This is a genomic window from uncultured Dechloromonas sp., from assembly GCF_945957265.1.
Lineage (GTDB): Bacteria > Pseudomonadota > Gammaproteobacteria > Burkholderiales > Rhodocyclaceae > Azonexus.
The window spans coordinates 1-16437 of sequence record NZ_CAMFKO010000004.1; the positions used below are offsets into that span (position 1 = coordinate 1).

The window sequence follows — 16437 nt, forward strand, 5'->3', positions numbered from 1 at the left end:
TCATTGCTGGCCTTGGCCGTGCATCGGCCGGCCGTGTTCGATTTTGCCGAGGTTGGTCGTACTACCGATCGCCAGATTGCCGTGCTGCTCGAGGGGGAGCAGCTGGTTCCGCCGCCGCCCTTGCCGCCAGAGGCTTTTACGACCCGCGAAGTCGAAATGGTTCGGCCGGATGCGATTCATGCCAGTCGCAACTGGAGCTTGCTCGATGCGGAGTTCACGCAGCGTCTGCTGGTTGTTTACAAGTTGATGAAGGAGCGCCATGGCTACGAGATGGTTCTCATCGAGGGGTATCGGAGCCCGGAGCGCCAGGCCCGACTGTTTGACCAGGGGGCGCATGTGACGCAGGCCGGAGCGAACATGAGTTACCACCAGTACGGTCTGGCGGCCGATTCGGCTTTTTTCAAGGATGGAAAGGTCGTGATTTCCGAGCGAGACCCCTGGGCTATGCGGGGCTATCAGCTGTACGGCGAAATCGCCGCACAGGTGGGCCTGACCTGGGGGGGCAACTGGAAGATGCAGGATTACGGGCACGTCGAACTCCGACGGCCCGGGGTTCTTGGACGGGCAGCGGCGCACTGAGCGCGTTGCCGCGATGGGCATACACGTAAACCGAGAGGTATTTGATGGGCAGACCGTTTATTGTGCTGGGTGACAAGACCGATCATGGCGGCGTGGTCGTTTCGGCTTCCGAAACCAGCGATTGCGACGGCAAGGGGGTGGCGAGAGTTGGCGACAAGGTGACTTGTCCCAAGAAGGGGCACGGAAACGTGACCACCATCGTCACCGGCGATGCGACGGCGTTGATCGACGGCCGCCCGGCGGCCCGGCATGGCGACAAGACTGCCTGCGGGGCGACGCTGATTGCCAGCCAGTCGCTGACGACCGATTGATTCCGGCGGGCGGCAAGATGTGGCCTACGGCATTGAAGCTTCTCGGTGGCAGCCTGCTGACCCTGGCCTTGGTCTGGGCGCTGGTGCTTGGCTGGTGGCAGTCCAACGACCACGAGCCGAGCAAGCTCGATCTCGGCTTGTATCTTGTTGCCTTGCCCCTGGCGCTGGTTGGCGGCTATCTCCTGTTGCGGGGTTTCATCGATCATTTGAAGTCGCCTTCGGCGCCCGCGCAGCCGGCTGCACCCACCGCGCGCGACGACGACCCTTTGGCGCTGACGGCGGCGAAGTCCGAGGCGGCGGAGCGCGGCTTCACGATCGCCATGATTGATGGCTACATCGTCACTTCGGCAGGGGCTTCAGCTGACGAAACGCTGGCCGCCGTCGAGGAGGGCAAGCGCCCTGAACCCAGCTCGCGCTTGACCGACGACTCGGGTTTTCCGGTATTCCTGGCCGAGGTGCCGGATCTGGATGTCGATGCGATGCGCGAGCGCAGCTTGCGTCGCGCGGTCCAGTTGGGCGAGCTGTCGGAGCGCGAGCAGATCGTGCGTTCGTTGTCGCTGCTCGAACGACTGCTCGACATGGTGAACGACAGGTTGCCGGAAGTTCTTGGGCGAGAGGGTGTTTCGCCCACCCTGAGGGTGGTCTGGGTGGTGCCCGCTGCCTGGAAAGGCATCGACCTGACGGTCATGAAGGCCTGGTTGCAGGCCGGCTTGTCGGCATTGCCGGGAGAGAACCCGCCGGATATATCCATGGTGCCGGCGAGCGGCGAGCTTGAGGCCATGCAGGTATTGGATGACATCAACCTGCGCGTCAACCGCGATCCATCAAGCGGGGAATTGATCTTGCTGCTCGGTGTCGTGTCGGGGGTCGATGAACAGGGTGTTGCGCAAGGACTCGGCGGGGGACGGCTGTTTACAGCCGAACACCAGCAGCGGCAGATACCCGGCGAGGGCGGGGTGGCCCTGTTGCTTGCCGGCAAACCCCTGATCGACCGATGCCGGCTGGAAGCTTGCGCCATGATTTCCCGGGTCGGCATGGGTTTTCGCGACAAGGCGGTCGATGCGGGAGGGCGGGTGACCGGCAAGCTGATCGCTCAGCTGACGGCCGGTTTGCTCGACGTGACCGGGGTCGAGCATTCAGCCATCAAAACGGCGGTTCTCGACACCGACCACCGCGCAAACAATCTGACGGAAGCCCTCGAAGGGCTGGGGTCGGATTTCGACCATCTCGATCCGGTCAGGGATTGCCTGGCCGTCGGGGCGAGTACCGGCGACCTGGCGCCCATTGGCGGGCTGGTGGCCCTGGCCTGCGCCAGGGCCAGGGTTATCGCCACCGAGGCGCCGGCGTTGTGCATCAGCAATCAACATCATCTCGGGCGCGCTGTGCTTGTCGCGCTGCCTGTTCCGGCGGAAGCCGATATCAATCCCGGCAGCATTTGAGTAAAGCAAAATCACGATGTCCCAGCTCCGCAACGTACTGACCGACTCCCGGTTCCTTTCCTTCATCGGCGTGGCCGCCGTGGCTGCCTTCTTCTTTCTGGGGGCAACAACGCTCAAGGTGGCGATGATCTGGGCGGCAATCGCCAGCCTGGTGGTTTTGGCTCTGTGGGGCGGCGTCTGGCTCTACCGTCGTCGCAAGTCGCGCCAGGCCGGCGAGGCCATCGGCTCGATGCTCGAGCAGCAGGCCGATGCGGCGGCCAAGCGGGGAGGCGCCGCGGCGGCGGAGATTCAGGCGCTGAAGCAACGCATGCAGGAGGCGGTCAAGACGATCAAGACCTCCAAGCTCGGGCAGATGTCGGGAGCGGAGGCGCTATACGAACTTCCGTGGTACATGACCATTGGCAATCCGGCGGCCGGAAAGAGTACGGCGGTGGTCAATTCCGGTTTGAAGTTCCCCTTCGACGACGGTGGCGATGCCATCATCAAGGGGATCGGGGGGACGCGGAACTGCGACTGGTTTTTCACGACCGAGGGTATCCTGCTCGATACCGCCGGGCGTTATTCCGTGCACGAAGAGGATCGCGAGGAGTGGCTGGGCTTTCTGGGGCTGTTGAAAAAGCACCGGCCGCGGGCGCCGATCAACGGCATCATCGTGACGGTCAGCATCGGCGAACTGATGGGGAATGCGCCGAGCTTTGCGATCAACCTGGCCAAAAACCTGCGCCAGCGGGTTCAGGAGCTGACGGAAAAGCTGGAGGTGTTTGCGCCGGTCTATGTGCTTTTCACCAAGGTCGATCTGATCCCCGGCTTTCACGAGTTTTTCCTCGATCTCGACTGGAACGAGCGCGACCGCGTCTGGGGCGCGACGATTCCCTACGAGCAGGCCGGCGGCAACGAATTGATCGCGCTATTCGACCGGCACTTCGACGAGCTTTACGAGGGGCTGCGCGCCATGAGCGTGGCCCAGATGTCGCGCCTGCAAAGCGAAAACACACCGCCAGGACTGCTGACCTTTCCATCCGAATTCGCCTCGATCAAGCCGGCGCTCAAGGCCTTCATCGCCACGCTGTTCGAAGACAATCCCTTCCAGTTCAAGCCGATTTTCCGCGGCTTCTACATTACCTCGGCGACGCAGACCAACGACATCAAGCCGGTGGCCAACGACCGCATCCTGCGGAAATTCTCGCTGCAGGGCGCCGGCAACGGCCAGGTGCGTACCGCGCTGAGCCACGGGTATTTCCTCAAGGAGCTGTTTTCCAAGGTGATCTTCCCGGATCGCAACCTGGTTCGCCAGCACACCACCCGCAGCAAGGCCCGTCTGCGCCAGTTCGCCGTGCTTGGCGCTCTGTGCTGCCTGGGGCTGGCCCTGGGCGGCTGGAGCTGGTCATATGTCAATAACCGCAACCTGCTCGCCAACGTCGAGCAGGACGTCGCCAAGGCGATCAAGATTCAGGAGGGGCGGATCGACTTGCAATCCCGCCTCGAAGCCCTGGAAATCATCCAGGATCGCCTGGCGCAGCTCGAACAGTTCAACAGCGAACATCCCGTCTCCATCGGACTCGGCATTTACCAAGGAGAGCGGATGGCCGATCACCTGCGCCGCGAGTATTTCTCCGGGGTCGGCAACGTCATGCTGTTGCCGGTGAAGGAAAATCTCGAGGCCTTCCTCAACGAGGTCAATGCCCAGGGCGATCGTCTCAAGCCGCAGGCTGCCGGCGCCGCCAAGCCGGTGCGCAACAGGCAGTACAAGGATGCTTCGCCGGCCGATGTCGAGGATGGCTACAACGCCTTGAAGACCTATCTCATGCTCGCCAGTCGCGACCATGTCGATGTCGGGCATTTGTCCGACCAGGTCACCCGTTTCTGGCGCGGCTGGCTGGAAGCCAATCGCGGCACCATGACGCGCGAGCAGATGATCCGCTCGGCGGGCCGCATTCTGACCTTCCATCTCGAGCATGCAACGCATCCCGAGTGGCCGACCATCGCCAACAACCTGGTGCTCGTCGACGAGGTGCGCGACAAGTTGCGCCAGGTGGTGCGCGGGATGCCCGCCGCCGAACGCGTTTATGCCGAAATCAAGGCGCGTGCATCGACCCGCTTTGCCCCGTTGACGGTCGCCAACATCGTCGGCCCCGAGAATGCGGCATTGGTCGCGGGCGGCCACGTGGTTTCCGGCGCATTTACCGTCGAGGCGTGGCGCGAGTATGTGCAGAACGCGATCAAGGATGCGGCGACCAACGAGCAAAGCAATGCCGACTGGGTGCTGCAGACGTCCACGAAGGACGACCTCACGCTGGAGGGCAGCCCCGAGCAGATTCAGAAGTCCCTGATCGCCATGTACAAGCGCGACTACACCGAGGAGTGGAAGTCGTTCGTGCAAGGCATCAGCGTGGCGTCTTTCGAAACCTTTCCGGAGGCCGTCGCGGCGATGGATCGCCTGGGCGATCCCCAGATGTCGCCGGTAGGCACGTTGATCAAGGTGGTTTTCGAGCAGACGGCGTGGGACAACCCGGCCATGGCCAACCTCGGGCTGGCGCGTGCGCAGAAGGGCTTCGTCGAGTGGTTCAAGCGTTCCATCCTGCAAATGTCGCCGAGTCGCGTTCAACTGGACGTCAACGTCTCGGCCAAGCAGACCGAGATTCCGATGGGGCCGATCGGCAAGGAGTTCGCCGGTTTCGGGCGCCTGGTGATACCGCGCGACAAGGCGGATCCCCTGGTCGATACCTATCTCAAGCAGCTTTCCAGGGTGAGGACGCGCCTGAACCAGCTCAAGAACCAGGGCGACCCGGGGCCGGGGGCGCTGAAGCTGATGCGGGAAACCATCGAGGGCAGTGGATCTGAAATGGCCGAGACGCTGCGCTTTGTCGATGAGCAGATGCTGACCGGTCTTCCCGACAATCAGCGCGCCGTGCTGCGCCCGCTGCTGGTCAGGCCCTTGCTGCAGTCCTACGCAGCGATCGTCAAGCCCGCTTCGGAGGAACTGAACAAGACCTGGGAGGCACAGGTATTCGAGCCTTTCAACCGCAAGCTGGCGATCAAGTATCCCTTTGCCGCGAAATCGAATATCGAGGCGTCGCCGACCGAGATCGCCCAGATGTTCGGTCCGGAAGGGGCGATATCCAAGTATGTCGAATCCTCGATGGGCGCCCTGGTGGTTCGTCGCGGCAACACCATCACGCCGCGCACCTGGGGTGATCTGGGCATCACCCTGCAGCCCGAGTTCATGAACGATTTCGCGCGCTGGGTGTCGCCGCTGGATGGCGGCGCGGCGGCCGATTCCGGCGGAGGCGGCGGCGCAGCCCAGGCGCAGACGGTATTCATGCTCCGACCGCAAGCCGCGCCGGGAACGACCGGGTATGTCATCGAAATCGACGGCCAGAAGCTGAACTACCGCAACGGCGTGGCGCAATGGGCCAATTTCGTGTGGCCGAATGCGGCGGGGGTGCCCGGCGCCAAGATCGTTGCCACCACTTTCGAAGGGCGCATTGTCGAAGTCGTGAATATCCCGGGGCGCTTCGGCCTCGAGAAAATGATCAATTCGGCCAAGCGCACCCGCCTGCCGGACGGTTCGTTCCATCTGACCTGGCTTTCGGAAGGGGTCGAGGTCGGGATCGACCTCAAGGTGGTCAGCAGCGCCCAGGTCCAGTCCGCTGGCGGCGAGGGCGGTTCGGGACAACGCGGTTTGGCGGGCCTGGTGCTGCCGCGGATGGTGGCGGTCGGCAAGGTGGGCAGGCCGGCGGAGCCGGCAGCCGACCCGGCGGGACAGCCGGAAACGGAAAGCCAGCCGGCCCGGGGCGCCGGAGGTGCGCAATGAGCGGCATGGCGAATGCTTCGGCGACCTGCTTTGGCAAGATTCCCTCGCGTGGCGACTTCGTCAAGGGGGCAGGGCAGCACCAGCTGATTAGCGTGCTCGATCGCTGGGTCTCCCAGGGAATGGAGCGCCTGTCGGAAGATCCGCGCTGGAAGATAGCCTACGACCATGCCTGCGCCGTCGATTTCGCCTTTGTCGGCGCGCGCAGCAGGCTCTCGGTCGTCGGCCATTTGCGGCCGAGCATGGACTCGTCGGGGCGCCGCTTTCCGTTCATCGCGGCGGCGGCCATCGAGCGTGACGATGCCTTGATTTTCCGCTGTGCGCCGGTCGGACTGGCCCATTCGTTCGGGGCGCTGGCTGCGATTTCGGAGGCTGGCGTTCGTGGCGGCGAGGTCGCCGGCCTGCTCGGCGAGCTGGATGGCGTCAATTGCGCCGCCGACTTCGAAACGGCCATGCAAAGCGACCCGCTCGGCAATTTTGTCCGGAGAAACAGCCTGGAGTCGCTTGCCGCTCTGATCGGCGCGCCGGACGTTGATCCGGTGCGCCGGATCATCCTGGCCATCGGCTTGTTGATGCGTCCCGCGCTGGGGCAGGGCAATCTTGCCATCGACAAGGAAATCGTTCTTCCCTTGCCGGCGGACGAGCGCAACCGGAACCTGGTGGCCGGTCTGTGGCTTTACCTGCTGACGGCCTTTCTGCGCCGGACGATGGTCGAGTTGCAGGTCATCATCGAGCGGCGCGCCGACAAGCCGAGGCTGATCATCGGCTTCAACGGCTCCTCTCCCGCCACCCTGGTGGCGGCCTTGTCGCCCGATACCTCGGCTGACCGGATCATTGCCCTGTTCGATCCGGAGTGGATCGAGGATCAGGCCGAGGTCGTCAGCGATTACGGCGTTGCCAAGCTGTCCTCCTATCTGGCCCAGCCGCATGTTTCCCTGGAGCAGGCGATTTCCACCTTCCGCGAAGTCTTTCTGGGCGAATGACCATGAAACTCTCTTCTATCCTTATCGCCGGCTGCCTGTTTTGCCACGCGTCGGCCTATGCCCAGGCCACCCCGGCCACGACCAGGCCGACTGAGGAGTCAGGCAAGGTGGTCGCCAGCGGCAGCGTGCCCGACGAAGCGTCGCGGGCGGCGATCCTCGCCCGGCTGCGCGAGCTCTATGGCACGCAGAACGTCGTCGACCGGCTGGAAGTGGGGGGCGTGGTGCCGCCCCCCAACTGGTCGGAGAACATGACCAAGATATTGACGCCGAACCTGAAGCAGGTGCACAAGGGCCAGCTGCAGGTGAGCGGGACGCAGGTCGCGCTCAAGGGCAACGTAGCCAACGAAGCCTTGCGGCAGCAGGTGGTCAGCGAGATCGCTACTTCTCTCAATCCGACCTATGCCATCGATAATGGGCTGCTCGTGGCCGGCGGCGAAGCTCAGGGCGTGCTCGACAAGACCCTGTCGAATCGCGTTGTCGAGTTCGAGAGCGGTGCCGCCACCCTGACCCCCGCGGGGCGGGCCATTCTGGATGAGATGGGAGGCGCCATCAAGCAGATCGGGACGCCAAGGATTCAACTGATTGGTCACACCGACAGCCAGGGTAATCGCCAGGCCAATGTGGCGCTCAGCCTGGCGCGCGCCAACACGGTGCGCAGTTACCTGATCGACAAGGGCATCCCGGCCGACACGCTCAGCGCCTCCGGTTCCGGACCGGATCAGCCCGTTGCCTCGAACGATACCGTCGAAGGCCGGGCAAAAAACCGCCGAATCGAGTTCCGCCTGGCCGGGCGCTAAGGCTTTCCGGCCACAGGCGGTCGCAGCCGGAACGGCATCAGTTCGTTTCGTTCCGGTCGGGTTCGACGCCGAGCAGTTCTTCCATGCGGAGCAGGGCGCCGTCGTCCTTGACGACGGTGCGCAGCCACTCGTGCAGCGGCATCGTGCCCCATTTGGCGGCTTTTTCAGCCAGGTAGGCAACCGGGCTGTGCGGCTCGGTGCGTCGGAAAAAAGCGGCTATTTCCTGCAGTTGGCCAATCGCCTGGGTGCGGGATCGAATCGGCCCGGTATTCGGCTCGGTCGGTTCGCCGATGGTCGGTTCGCGCCGTTCCGTCTGGAAACCGCCGGCGCCGCTCGGTGCGCCCGGCACGGCCTCCGGTGTGGCTGGGGCGCTGCTGCCTGCGTGGCGGCGGTAGAAGTGGGCGAGGTCGTCGAGAACTTCGAAGGTTTGTCCGAAGGCCGGGGCGTATTCACCCATCCGCGTCTCGAGCAGGGCCTGCACATGCCTGACGGCTTCGCGAGTCCTTTCGGTGTTGCGCAAGCCGTCGGCAAACCACGCCTTGGGCGTTTCCTTGACTGCTGCTTCGAACTGTTCGAGCGACACCTGGGCGTTGCGCGCGATCTCGTCGGCCTGGCCCGGGTTGCGCTCCATCTGCTTGGCAGTGGCGCGCGCGGAGTCGTTGTCCAGCAGCGAGAAGCTGCCCTTCGCCGAGCTGGTCAATGCCGTTTCGCGCAAAAGGCGCGGCGTTTGATTGGCCAGCCAGTCGAGCACACCGGTCCTCTGTTCGAGGTCGCCATCTTCCGGTTGCGGGTGAATGTCGTTCCAGAATGCCTCGCAGAGCTGACCAAGCAAGGCATAGCCGCCAGCCAGGCCGCTCAGCCCGGCGATCTTGCAGCGAGCCTCGATCAACCAGCACGCGACGCGCAGATCCTTGGACTTGTTGCTCAGGACATCTTCGCAAACCCGGACAACCCCGGGCCAGTCGGCTTCCTTGACATCGGTAACCCACTCGCCCTGCGATAGCGAAGGGTCGTCGAAGCGACGGGCTTCCTGGATTTGATCGAAGTCGGACGAATAGATGAGGTCTTCTCCGCATGGGCCATGCTTTGACGTCAGGGGAGATGTAATAGATGAATGGTCCATGTTTCGACGATGTATTTGAAAACGGCATAGTTTAATGGCATATCGCTCGAAATACTTCGCCGCGCAGATGGGGCTTTGGATATCTCGCCGGAGCCGGCCGGCAAGCAATCAGAAAATCCAGTGTATTTAATGGGTTCGGCGTCGCTCAGACACGACGACGTGGCCGTCGGTGAATCTCGCCATCATCCTGATTGAATAAATATTCTTTCTGGAATGAATGGTCATCACGTAAAATTGCATGCCATTTGAATTGTTGGCGGCGGTTTTCCGCCCGTGCAACCGAACCGTACAGTCCGAGACCATGGATATCCCTTTCCTCTCCGCGACCCGCCTTTACGAACTCGTCTGGCGCGATGCTGCCGGGCCAGACATGCCGGTCGAAGCCTGGTGGGGCAGGGAAGCGCTATCGTCCGGTTTCGAACTCTGCATCGACCTGCTATCCACCGACGCGCACCTCGAACTCAAGCGTCTGCTCGGCCGTGCCGTCACCCTCAATACCCGTCTCTCCGACGGCAGCCAGGCCGCACGCAGCGGCCTTGTTCGCGCGGCACGGAAACTCGGTTCGGATGGTGGCTTCGCCCGCTACCGCCTCACCGTCGTCCCCTGGATCTGGCTACTCGGCCGCGGCCGGCACAACCGGGTATTTCAAGACAAGACCGTCATCCAGATCGTCGAAACGGTCTTCGCCGACTACGCCGACATTGCCGCCTGGCAATGGACCGACGACGTCGCCCCCTTCCTCGCCGACACCCGTCCGCGCAGCTACTGCGTGCAATACGGCGAAAGCGACTACGCCTTCGTCTCCCGCCTGCTCGCCGAAGAAGGCCTCGGCTGGTGCATCGAAGAAGACCCCGACGCCCCGGCCGGCCACCGCCTGCGCCTCTTCGCCGACAACCTGCGCTTCCCCGAAGATAGCCTTTCCCAGTCAGCCAATGGCGGCCGCGGCCTGCGCTACCACCGCGCCGATTCGCAGGAAGAGCAGGACGCCATCGTCGCCTTCGGCCAACACCGGCGCCTCACCAGCAACCAGATCACGGCGATCAGCTACGACTACAAAGCCAAGAAGAGCGTCGCACTCAGCATCCCCGGCGCCTCGCCAGCGGGCGGCCAGCATGCCCCGCAACTCGAAAGCTACGACGACCCCGGCCTCTACGCCTGGGCCAACGCCGCCGAAGCCGAACGCTACGGCCGGCTCGCCATGGAAGCCCGCGAAGCCCGACAAAGCGCCTGGCTCGCCCGGAGCACCGTGCGCAGCCTGCGTCCCGGCACCTGGTTCGAGCTTATCGGCCTGCCGCTCGACCTGGCGAAACCCAAAGCCGAACAGGCCTTCACGGCCACCGACATCACCCACCTCGGCATCAACAACCTCAACGGCGACACCATCGCCGCCATCGCCCAGCGCCTGGGCGAAGGCAAGCTGACCCGCGACGGCGAAGGGCTCGATACCGGCGACTCCCTCACCCCGCTCAGCGCCCCGACCGACCTCCCCACCGACCTCCTCAAACTCGCCGTCGAACGCGGCTATGGCAATACCTTCGAGGCTCACACCCACAACACCCCGTGGCGCCCCCAACTCGAAGACAGGACAGGCGCCCGTCTCAATCCCCGACCCACCGCCTCCGGCCCGATGAGCGCCCTCGTCGTCGGCCCCGACGGCCAGACCGCCCCCAACGGCCCCGACGAACTCTGGTGCGACGCCCTCGGCCGCGTCAAGATCCGCTTCCACTGGCAACAAGCCGAGACGCCAGATGATAAAGACAGCTGCTGGGTCCGCGTCATCAACCGCCAAGCCGGCCCGGGCATGGGCTGGCAATGGCTTCCCCGCATCGGGCAGGAAGTCCTCGTCGACTTCCTCGGCGGCGACATCGACCGCCCCGTCATCCTCGGCGCCCTCTACAACGGGCAAGGCGAGGGCGGTGTCACCGCCACACCCGGCGGTCAGGGCCAACAATCGGAAAGCGATCCGCTCTTCCAACCTGCCACCGACCACCGCCCCAGCGGCCAAGGCAACACCGCCGGCGGCCACAGCCCCGCCTGGCACGGCGCCGCTACCGACAACCACCGCCAGCCCGCCGCCCTCAGCGGCTTCAAGAGCAAGGAATTCGGCGGCCAGGGCCACACCCAGCTCCTCCTTGACGACACCGACCGGCAACAACGGCTGCAACTCAAGACCACCCAGCACGGCAGCGAACTCAACCTCGGCCACCTCATCCACCAGGCCGACAACTACCGCGGCAGCTTCCGCGGCGCCGGCATCGAACTGCGCACCGACGCCTGGGGGGCGCTACGTGCCGGACAAGGCCTGGTCATCAGCACCTGGCCCATCACCCCCGCCCAACCCGCCGGCGACATGGCGCCCGCCATGGCGCTCCTCAAACAAGCCGACACGCTCGCCAAAACACTCAACCAGGCCGCTGCCACCCACCGCACCGTCCAACTCGCCGCCAGTATCGGCACCCACGGGCAAAATCAATCCACGGCCGATGAACAAGCCACCCCCTTGAACGCCCTGCACAAAATCGCCAGCGGCATGGTCGACCCCAAGGACCAGGACACCGCCAAAGGCGACGCCCAACAAAAGAACGCCCAAACCGCCAACAAACTTCCGCACCTCACCGACCCGGCGATCATCCAAGCCGGCAAGGCCGGCATCACCACCGTCGCCGGGCAGAACCTGCAATTCGCCAACGGCGAAACGCTCACCCTCGAAAGCGGCGAAGACACCAACCTCGCCATCGCCGGCCAAGCCAGAATCCACGCCGGCCAAGCCATCGGACTACTGGCCGGGGCGATCGCGGCAGGCGATGGCAACACCGGCATCAAGCTCATCGCCGCCCAGGACGACATCGACCTGCAGGCGCAAAGCGATGAAATGAAGTTCCTGGCCAAGAAGGACGTCAAACTCGTCTCGGCTACCCAACACATTGATTTCGCGGCGGCGAAGAAGATTCACCTCGCCATCGAAGGTGGGGCGAGCATCACCATCGACGGCGGGATCACCGTGCAGTGCCCGGGGGTGATTACGGTGCATGCGAGCAAGAAGAGTTTTAGTGGGCCGGCGAGGGAAAACGCGAAACTGCCGACCTTTCCCGGAAATGTTTGCGTATCGTGCCTGCTTGCTGCAGCCAAGAGTGGGGCACCTTTCTCACCCAAGGCTTAGCAATGGCTTCATTCTGGTTCGATTTGCCGAGTCCACCTATCCTGCCTGTTGCAGGCACAAGCCATTATTACGCAATGATCGATGGTGCTCAGGTCGAGCGCTTCAGCCAAAGGATCAACGCAAGTGGCACTGCCATATCGGGGCGGGTGGCGCTATTTGGCGAACCGATTGCGCCTGATCGATTTGATGCAACTCCGCACATTTTTGAGATCAGAGACCCCGCTGATTATGCGGTGATCATCCGTCAGCTTTCGCGTGCAGAGACAGGTCACGGTGCTTTGAGCCTTCTGGTATCTCCCTTGGAGTTGCCGGAAATGGCTACCCGCCTGACGCGCCGAATGGATGTAAAACTTCAAGATGATGTCGATTGCGTCAATCGCTTCTTTGACGCTCGGATTACGCCGCACTTGCACGCCTGCCTGAGCGACGAGCAGCGCCCTCCGTTTTTTTCCGTTGCCGAGCAATGGCTGGTGGTTGGACATGACTACGAATGGCTGTCATTGCCCAGCCATTGCGCAGATGAAGATCTTTTTTCAGGGCCGTTGACCCTCAACGCCAAGCAGGAGGCCTACCTCATTGACCACTGTTACCCTTACGCGTTGATGGAACATTTCGAACGGACCGATCCTGAATTACTCGACAACGTCGAGCCGAAGCGGCATTACAAGTTCTTCCAGAAAGCGATTGAAGCCGCGGAACGTTACAACATCGAGGGGGCAAGCGATATTACGCTGTTCTGCACCATGAGCCTCACGCGTGGCGCGGGGTTTCATAAAGAAGCGCCATGGGCCGAGAAACTGGAAGCAGTTCAGGCCGGCACAGCTACGCTTCAACAAATCTTGAAATCAATCCACGACTAGCTGTTGAAAATGAAAGAATGTGAGTCAGAAATGATGACAAGGATCGATCCCATGAAACGCACGCTGCTGAAATTGTTCGGGTTGGCTGCCTTGGGCGGATGTGCTTCGGCCAGAGGCGAAGGGAGATCTGTCAGCGCAGTTGTTATTAACTACACGGATCGCTATATCGCGGATGTTTCCGTAAATGGCAGATGGGCAGGTGCTGCAAATGCCTATGGTGGAGAAGGAAATCGGGTAGAAGGCTTTTTGGCCCCACGAGAAACCGATAAAAAAGTTGTACTGAAGGTTAAGTGGACTGTTGGCTCTTACTACTCTGTTGAGAGCAATTCTTATACGCGTTCTCCTATCCAGGCGCGTTTCGCGGATGTTGAGTTGCCAATGCCATATCCGCCAGAGTCCACCTACCTAATCCTTCATTTTTTTCCGGATGGACACGTGGAAGCTGAATTATCAGCTGACCGTCCTGCTCGCAAAATACCAAAGCCTGCCGGCTATCACCGCTAAACGGGAAACTGTCAAATGAGCGTAAAAGATCCAACCTACGTTCCCAACCAAACTGACCCCGAAGCGGGGCAGATCGAGCCAGTGTCTGGCGCTGGAAATGCCCGCACTGCACGTCGTGCGCCGGGGCAAAGAGCCTTGACGGCCAAGGAAAGAGAACAACGGCAGATTGCCCTTGGAGCAACTGTGCCGTCGAAAAAAGAGGCGATGTGCCAGTGCACCAAGGTAATTCACTATTCCGTCTTTTTTGATGGGACCGGTAACAATCGCGATGTAGAGATGGCTAAGGGCATCGAAAAAAGAGCTTTGTCCAACATTGCAAAACTTTGGGATGCTCACAAGGAAGAGGCTGATGTTGTTCGCAGATACATCCCCGGTGTCGGCACCTCCTACCCAGACATCGGCGACCCCGGCACCTCAGCCGGTATGGCCTATGGCAAAGATGCAGACAAGCGCATCAAGAAAGCGCTCGAACTGCTCGACGAAGAAATTGCTAAGGTACCTGCCCAACAAAAGGTCAGGTTGATCAACGTCACTGTCTTCGGATTTTCACGCGGGGCTGCCGAGGCGCGGGCCTTTGTCCGCGATCTGGCCGCCAAATGCCAGGAGAAGGATGGTGCCTGGCTATACAAGGAACTGCCGTTGCGCGTGGCGTTCGCCGGCCTGTTCGACACGGTATGTTCGGCGTATGGCAACTATGGCAGCGCGGCATTGAGTTTAAACGGCGGTCACAACAACTGGGCGGAAGACATGAAGCTGCCGGCCATGGTCGAGCAAACCGTGCACATGATCGCCGCGCACGAGGCGCGGCGGCGCTTTCCGCTTGACTCGACACGCATTGATGCCGATTACCCGGAAAACACGGTCGAAATCTGGTACCCCGGCGTACACTCGGATGTGGGTGGTGGCTATGCACCGCAAGAGCAGGGCAGGGAAAACACTATTTCCCGCTTTGCCCTGAATCACATGTACGACGTGGCTTTCGCGGCGGGGGTCTTGTTTGAAAAGATGAAGGCACTACCGCCCGAAGTCCAAGACGAATTCAACAAGGACGATGCCAAGCTGCGCGAAGCATTCAACGCTTATCTCGACGCTGTTCCCAAGAAAACGGGGGCGATGGAGGAGGTGCTGGCTTCCCACATGCAGGTCATGCACCGCTGGCTGAAAGAGCGAGTTGCCGGTCAAGGCGAGTCGGCATCCAAGACCCGCCTGATGCAGATGCGTGACGAGGCCAGGAAAAAAGCCAAGACGGCGCGCCAGCAACAGGCGTCCATGTTGACAGCGAGTCAGCATACCTACGGAGGCGAGATGGCTCCTTGGTCAGCGGAACAAGAGGCGCAATTCGAGAGAGCCGCCAAAGAGCGCGAAGCTGCGGACAAGGAATACGACGAAGCAGACGATGCCCTGGGAGACCTGAAGCAAGAAGAGCGCAAGTATCTCTGGGATGTTCAGGACATCTATTTCCGGGAAAGCCAAGGTCAAAAGCTGTCGCTACGCGAACGAACGATCAAGGATGCATGGGAAGACACATCGCCCCTCCCCGATCCGGTGAAGCGCTTCTTTGATTTGTTTTCCCACGATTCGATAGCGCATTTCAACTTTGATACCAGCCGCTTGTCTGACTGGCGGACAGTCTACTTCGGCGCTAGCAAGTTCAAGCCGAACTGAGCGGTCATTCAGATGTGTTGAGAGGGACTCCGGATTAAGGCCCGGATTTCGGGAAAACTACTCAAATAGATTCAGCAGTGAGTCGAGACCGCCGAAATTAATCGCGACATCCGCCTTGGCGCGGGTGGCCGGCTTGGCGTGGAAGGCGACCGAGAGGCCGGATTGGGCCATCATCATCAGGTCGTTGGCGCCATCGCCGCAGGCGATGACCTGTTCTTTCCGGAGGCCGAGTTCGTCGGTCAGGCGGGCGATGTGATGGGCCTTGGCGGCGGCGTCGACGATGTCGCCGACGACCTTGCCGGTCAGCTTGCCGCCGGAAATTTCCAGTTCGTTGGAGGTGGCGAAGTCGAAGCCGAGTTCGATGCGCAGGCGTTCGGTGAAGTAGGTGAAGCCGCCGGACAGGATGGCGGTGCGCAGGCCGGCGTTCTGGCAGGCCTCGAGCAGTTCGCGGGCGCCATGGGAGAGGAGCAGGCGTTCGCCGAAAACACGGGCGAGGACGCGGGCGTCGAGCCCGGCGAGCAGGGCCAGGCGGCGGCGCAGGCTTTCGCGGTAGTCGATCTCGCCGCGCATGGCGGCTTCCGTCACTTCGGAAACCTCGGCTTTCTTGCCGGCGAAATCGGCGAGTTCGTCGATGCATTCGATGGTGATCAGCGTCGAATCCATGTCGAAGCAGATCAGGCCGAAGTCGGAAAGCTTCTTGCCGGGCTGGGCGAAGGCCCAGTCGAGCTTTTCGGCCTCGATGAGCGGGATCAGGGCATCGAATTCAGCGGTGCGGCTGGCGCCTTGCAGGCAGACGACCTGCGGCGGGCGCGGTTCGACGGCCGAGGCGCCGGTGGCGGAGACGATGCGTTCGAGCAGGAAGGTGGGCAGGGCGCCGCCCTGGATGATCAGGTTCATGCGAATGTCAGTGGTCGAGTCGTTGCTGCATGGCCGCCTTGCGTTCGGCGGTATAGGCCCACCAGGGGCGGGCTTCGCCGCCGGCCATGAAGCGGGTGATCGAAATGAAAGTGTCGAGAACGCAGGGGTCTTGCCGTTGCCCGGTGGCCAGGCCCAGTTCCTGGTACAGCACGTAGGGGTCGCGCCCCTTCAGCTGTTCCGGCTTGTCGATGCCGAGCAGCCGCAAGTCCTCGGCCATGGCCCGGCCGATGTTCGGCAAGTCGGTCAAGGCCTTGACGCGCTCGCGGACGACCTTGGCCGGGTTCATG

General features: G+C 62.3%; 13 protein-coding genes. 10 read left to right on the forward strand and 3 right to left on the reverse strand.

Annotation, left to right across the window (positions count from 1 at the left end; translation table 11 throughout):
- The 6 genes from Q0P59_RS03415 to Q0P59_RS03440 form a co-directional block, all read left to right on the forward strand.
- Positions 1 to 579 (forward strand): M15 family metallopeptidase (locus Q0P59_RS03415; protein WP_295003590.1); only part of this gene is annotated, 579 nt, incomplete at its 5' end.
- 44 nt (positions 580 to 623) lie between these two features.
- On the forward strand, positions 624 to 890 hold the full coding sequence (locus Q0P59_RS03420) for a PAAR domain-containing protein (protein WP_295003593.1): 267 nt from the start codon (positions 624 to 626) through the stop codon (positions 888 to 890).
- 32 nt (positions 891 to 922) lie between these two features.
- A complete protein-coding gene (locus Q0P59_RS03425; RefSeq protein ID WP_295003595.1) occupies positions 923 to 2329 on the forward strand; it encodes a hypothetical protein in 1407 nt (468 codons plus the stop codon).
- A gap of 16 nt (positions 2330 to 2345) precedes the next feature.
- Entirely contained in the window at positions 2346 to 6143 is a 3798-nt protein-coding gene (gene tssM, locus Q0P59_RS03430; protein ID WP_295003597.1) for a type VI secretion system membrane subunit TssM, read from the forward strand.
- On the forward strand, positions 6140 to 7123 hold the full coding sequence (gene tagF, locus Q0P59_RS03435) for a type VI secretion system-associated protein TagF (RefSeq protein ID WP_295003600.1): 984 nt from the start codon (positions 6140 to 6142) through the stop codon (positions 7121 to 7123). Before tssM ends, tagF begins: the two co-directional genes overlap by 4 nt.
- A gap of 2 nt (positions 7124 to 7125) precedes the next feature.
- Complete coding sequence (locus Q0P59_RS03440) at positions 7126 to 7920, forward strand: OmpA family protein (protein ID WP_295003602.1); 795 nt, start codon at positions 7126 to 7128, stop codon at positions 7918 to 7920.
- 37 nt (positions 7921 to 7957) lie between these two features.
- On the opposite strand, the gene tssA is transcribed toward Q0P59_RS03440, so the two are convergent.
- Complete coding sequence (gene tssA / locus Q0P59_RS03445; protein ID WP_295003605.1) at positions 7958 to 9043, reverse strand: type VI secretion system protein TssA; 1086 nt, start codon at positions 9041 to 9043, stop codon at positions 7958 to 7960.
- A gap of 301 nt (positions 9044 to 9344) precedes the next feature.
- Here tssA and Q0P59_RS03450 point away from each other — a divergent pair, with 301 nt between their 5' ends.
- The 4 genes from Q0P59_RS03450 to Q0P59_RS03465 are packed head-to-tail and all read left to right on the forward strand — an operon-like array spanning position 9345 to position 15232.
- Positions 9345 to 12203, forward strand: coding sequence for a type VI secretion system Vgr family protein (locus Q0P59_RS03450; protein ID WP_295003607.1), 2859 nt, complete (start codon positions 9345 to 9347; stop codon positions 12201 to 12203).
- 2 nt (positions 12204 to 12205) lie between these two features.
- Positions 12206 to 13063 carry a DUF4123 domain-containing protein gene (locus tag Q0P59_RS03455; protein ID WP_295003608.1) on the forward strand — a complete coding sequence of 286 codons (858 nt, stop codon included), beginning with the start codon at positions 12206 to 12208 and terminating at the stop codon, positions 13061 to 13063.
- Between the two features lie 51 nt (positions 13064 to 13114).
- Entirely contained in the window at positions 13115 to 13567 is a 453-nt protein-coding gene (locus Q0P59_RS03460; RefSeq protein WP_295003610.1) for a DUF3304 domain-containing protein, read from the forward strand.
- A 15-nt stretch (positions 13568 to 13582) separates the two neighbouring features.
- Entirely contained in the window at positions 13583 to 15232 is a 1650-nt protein-coding gene (locus tag Q0P59_RS03465; protein ID WP_295003612.1) for a DUF2235 domain-containing protein, read from the forward strand.
- A 57-nt stretch (positions 15233 to 15289) separates the two neighbouring features.
- Here Q0P59_RS03465 and serB read toward each other — a convergent pair whose 3' ends face one another.
- Both serB and Q0P59_RS03475 read right to left on the reverse strand, forming a co-directional pair.
- Positions 15290 to 16129, reverse strand: a complete 840-nt coding sequence (gene serB, locus Q0P59_RS03470; RefSeq protein ID WP_295003614.1) for a phosphoserine phosphatase SerB — start codon at positions 16127 to 16129, stop codon at positions 15290 to 15292.
- A gap of 7 nt (positions 16130 to 16136) precedes the next feature.
- Entirely contained in the window at positions 16137 to 16436 is a 300-nt protein-coding gene (locus tag Q0P59_RS03475) for a helix-hairpin-helix domain-containing protein (RefSeq protein ID WP_295003616.1), read from the reverse strand.
- Position 16437 lies beyond the last annotated feature (1 nt).

What these genes read in the sequence shown, in the direction of transcription:
- Q0P59_RS03465 (WP_295003612.1), top strand. Translation starts at nt 13,583, where the DNA reads ATGAGCGTAAAAGATCCAACCTACGTTCCCAACCAAACTGACCCCGAA.
- Q0P59_RS03450 (WP_295003607.1), top strand. Translation starts at nt 9,345, where the DNA reads ATGGATATCCCTTTCCTCTCCGCGACCCGCCTTTACGAACTCGTCTGG.
- serB (WP_295003614.1), bottom strand. Translation starts at nt 16,129, where the DNA reads ATGAACCTGATCATCCAGGGCGGCGCCCTGCCCACCTTCCTGCTCGAA.
- Q0P59_RS03440 (WP_295003602.1), top strand. Translation starts at nt 7,126, where the DNA reads ATGAAACTCTCTTCTATCCTTATCGCCGGCTGCCTGTTTTGCCACGCG.
- tssM (WP_295003597.1), top strand. Translation starts at nt 2,346, where the DNA reads ATGTCCCAGCTCCGCAACGTACTGACCGACTCCCGGTTCCTTTCCTTC.
- Q0P59_RS03475 (WP_295003616.1), bottom strand. Translation starts at nt 16,436, where the DNA reads ATGAACCCGGCCAAGGTCGTCCGCGAGCGCGTCAAGGCCTTGACCGAC.
- Q0P59_RS03455 (WP_295003608.1), top strand. Translation starts at nt 12,206, where the DNA reads ATGGCTTCATTCTGGTTCGATTTGCCGAGTCCACCTATCCTGCCTGTT.
- Q0P59_RS03420 (WP_295003593.1), top strand. Translation starts at nt 624, where the DNA reads ATGGGCAGACCGTTTATTGTGCTGGGTGACAAGACCGATCATGGCGGC.
- tagF (WP_295003600.1), top strand. Translation starts at nt 6,140, where the DNA reads ATGAGCGGCATGGCGAATGCTTCGGCGACCTGCTTTGGCAAGATTCCC.
- Q0P59_RS03460 (WP_295003610.1), top strand. Translation starts at nt 13,115, where the DNA reads ATGAAACGCACGCTGCTGAAATTGTTCGGGTTGGCTGCCTTGGGCGGA.
- tssA (WP_295003605.1), bottom strand. Translation starts at nt 9,043, where the DNA reads ATGGACCATTCATCTATTACATCTCCCCTGACGTCAAAGCATGGCCCA.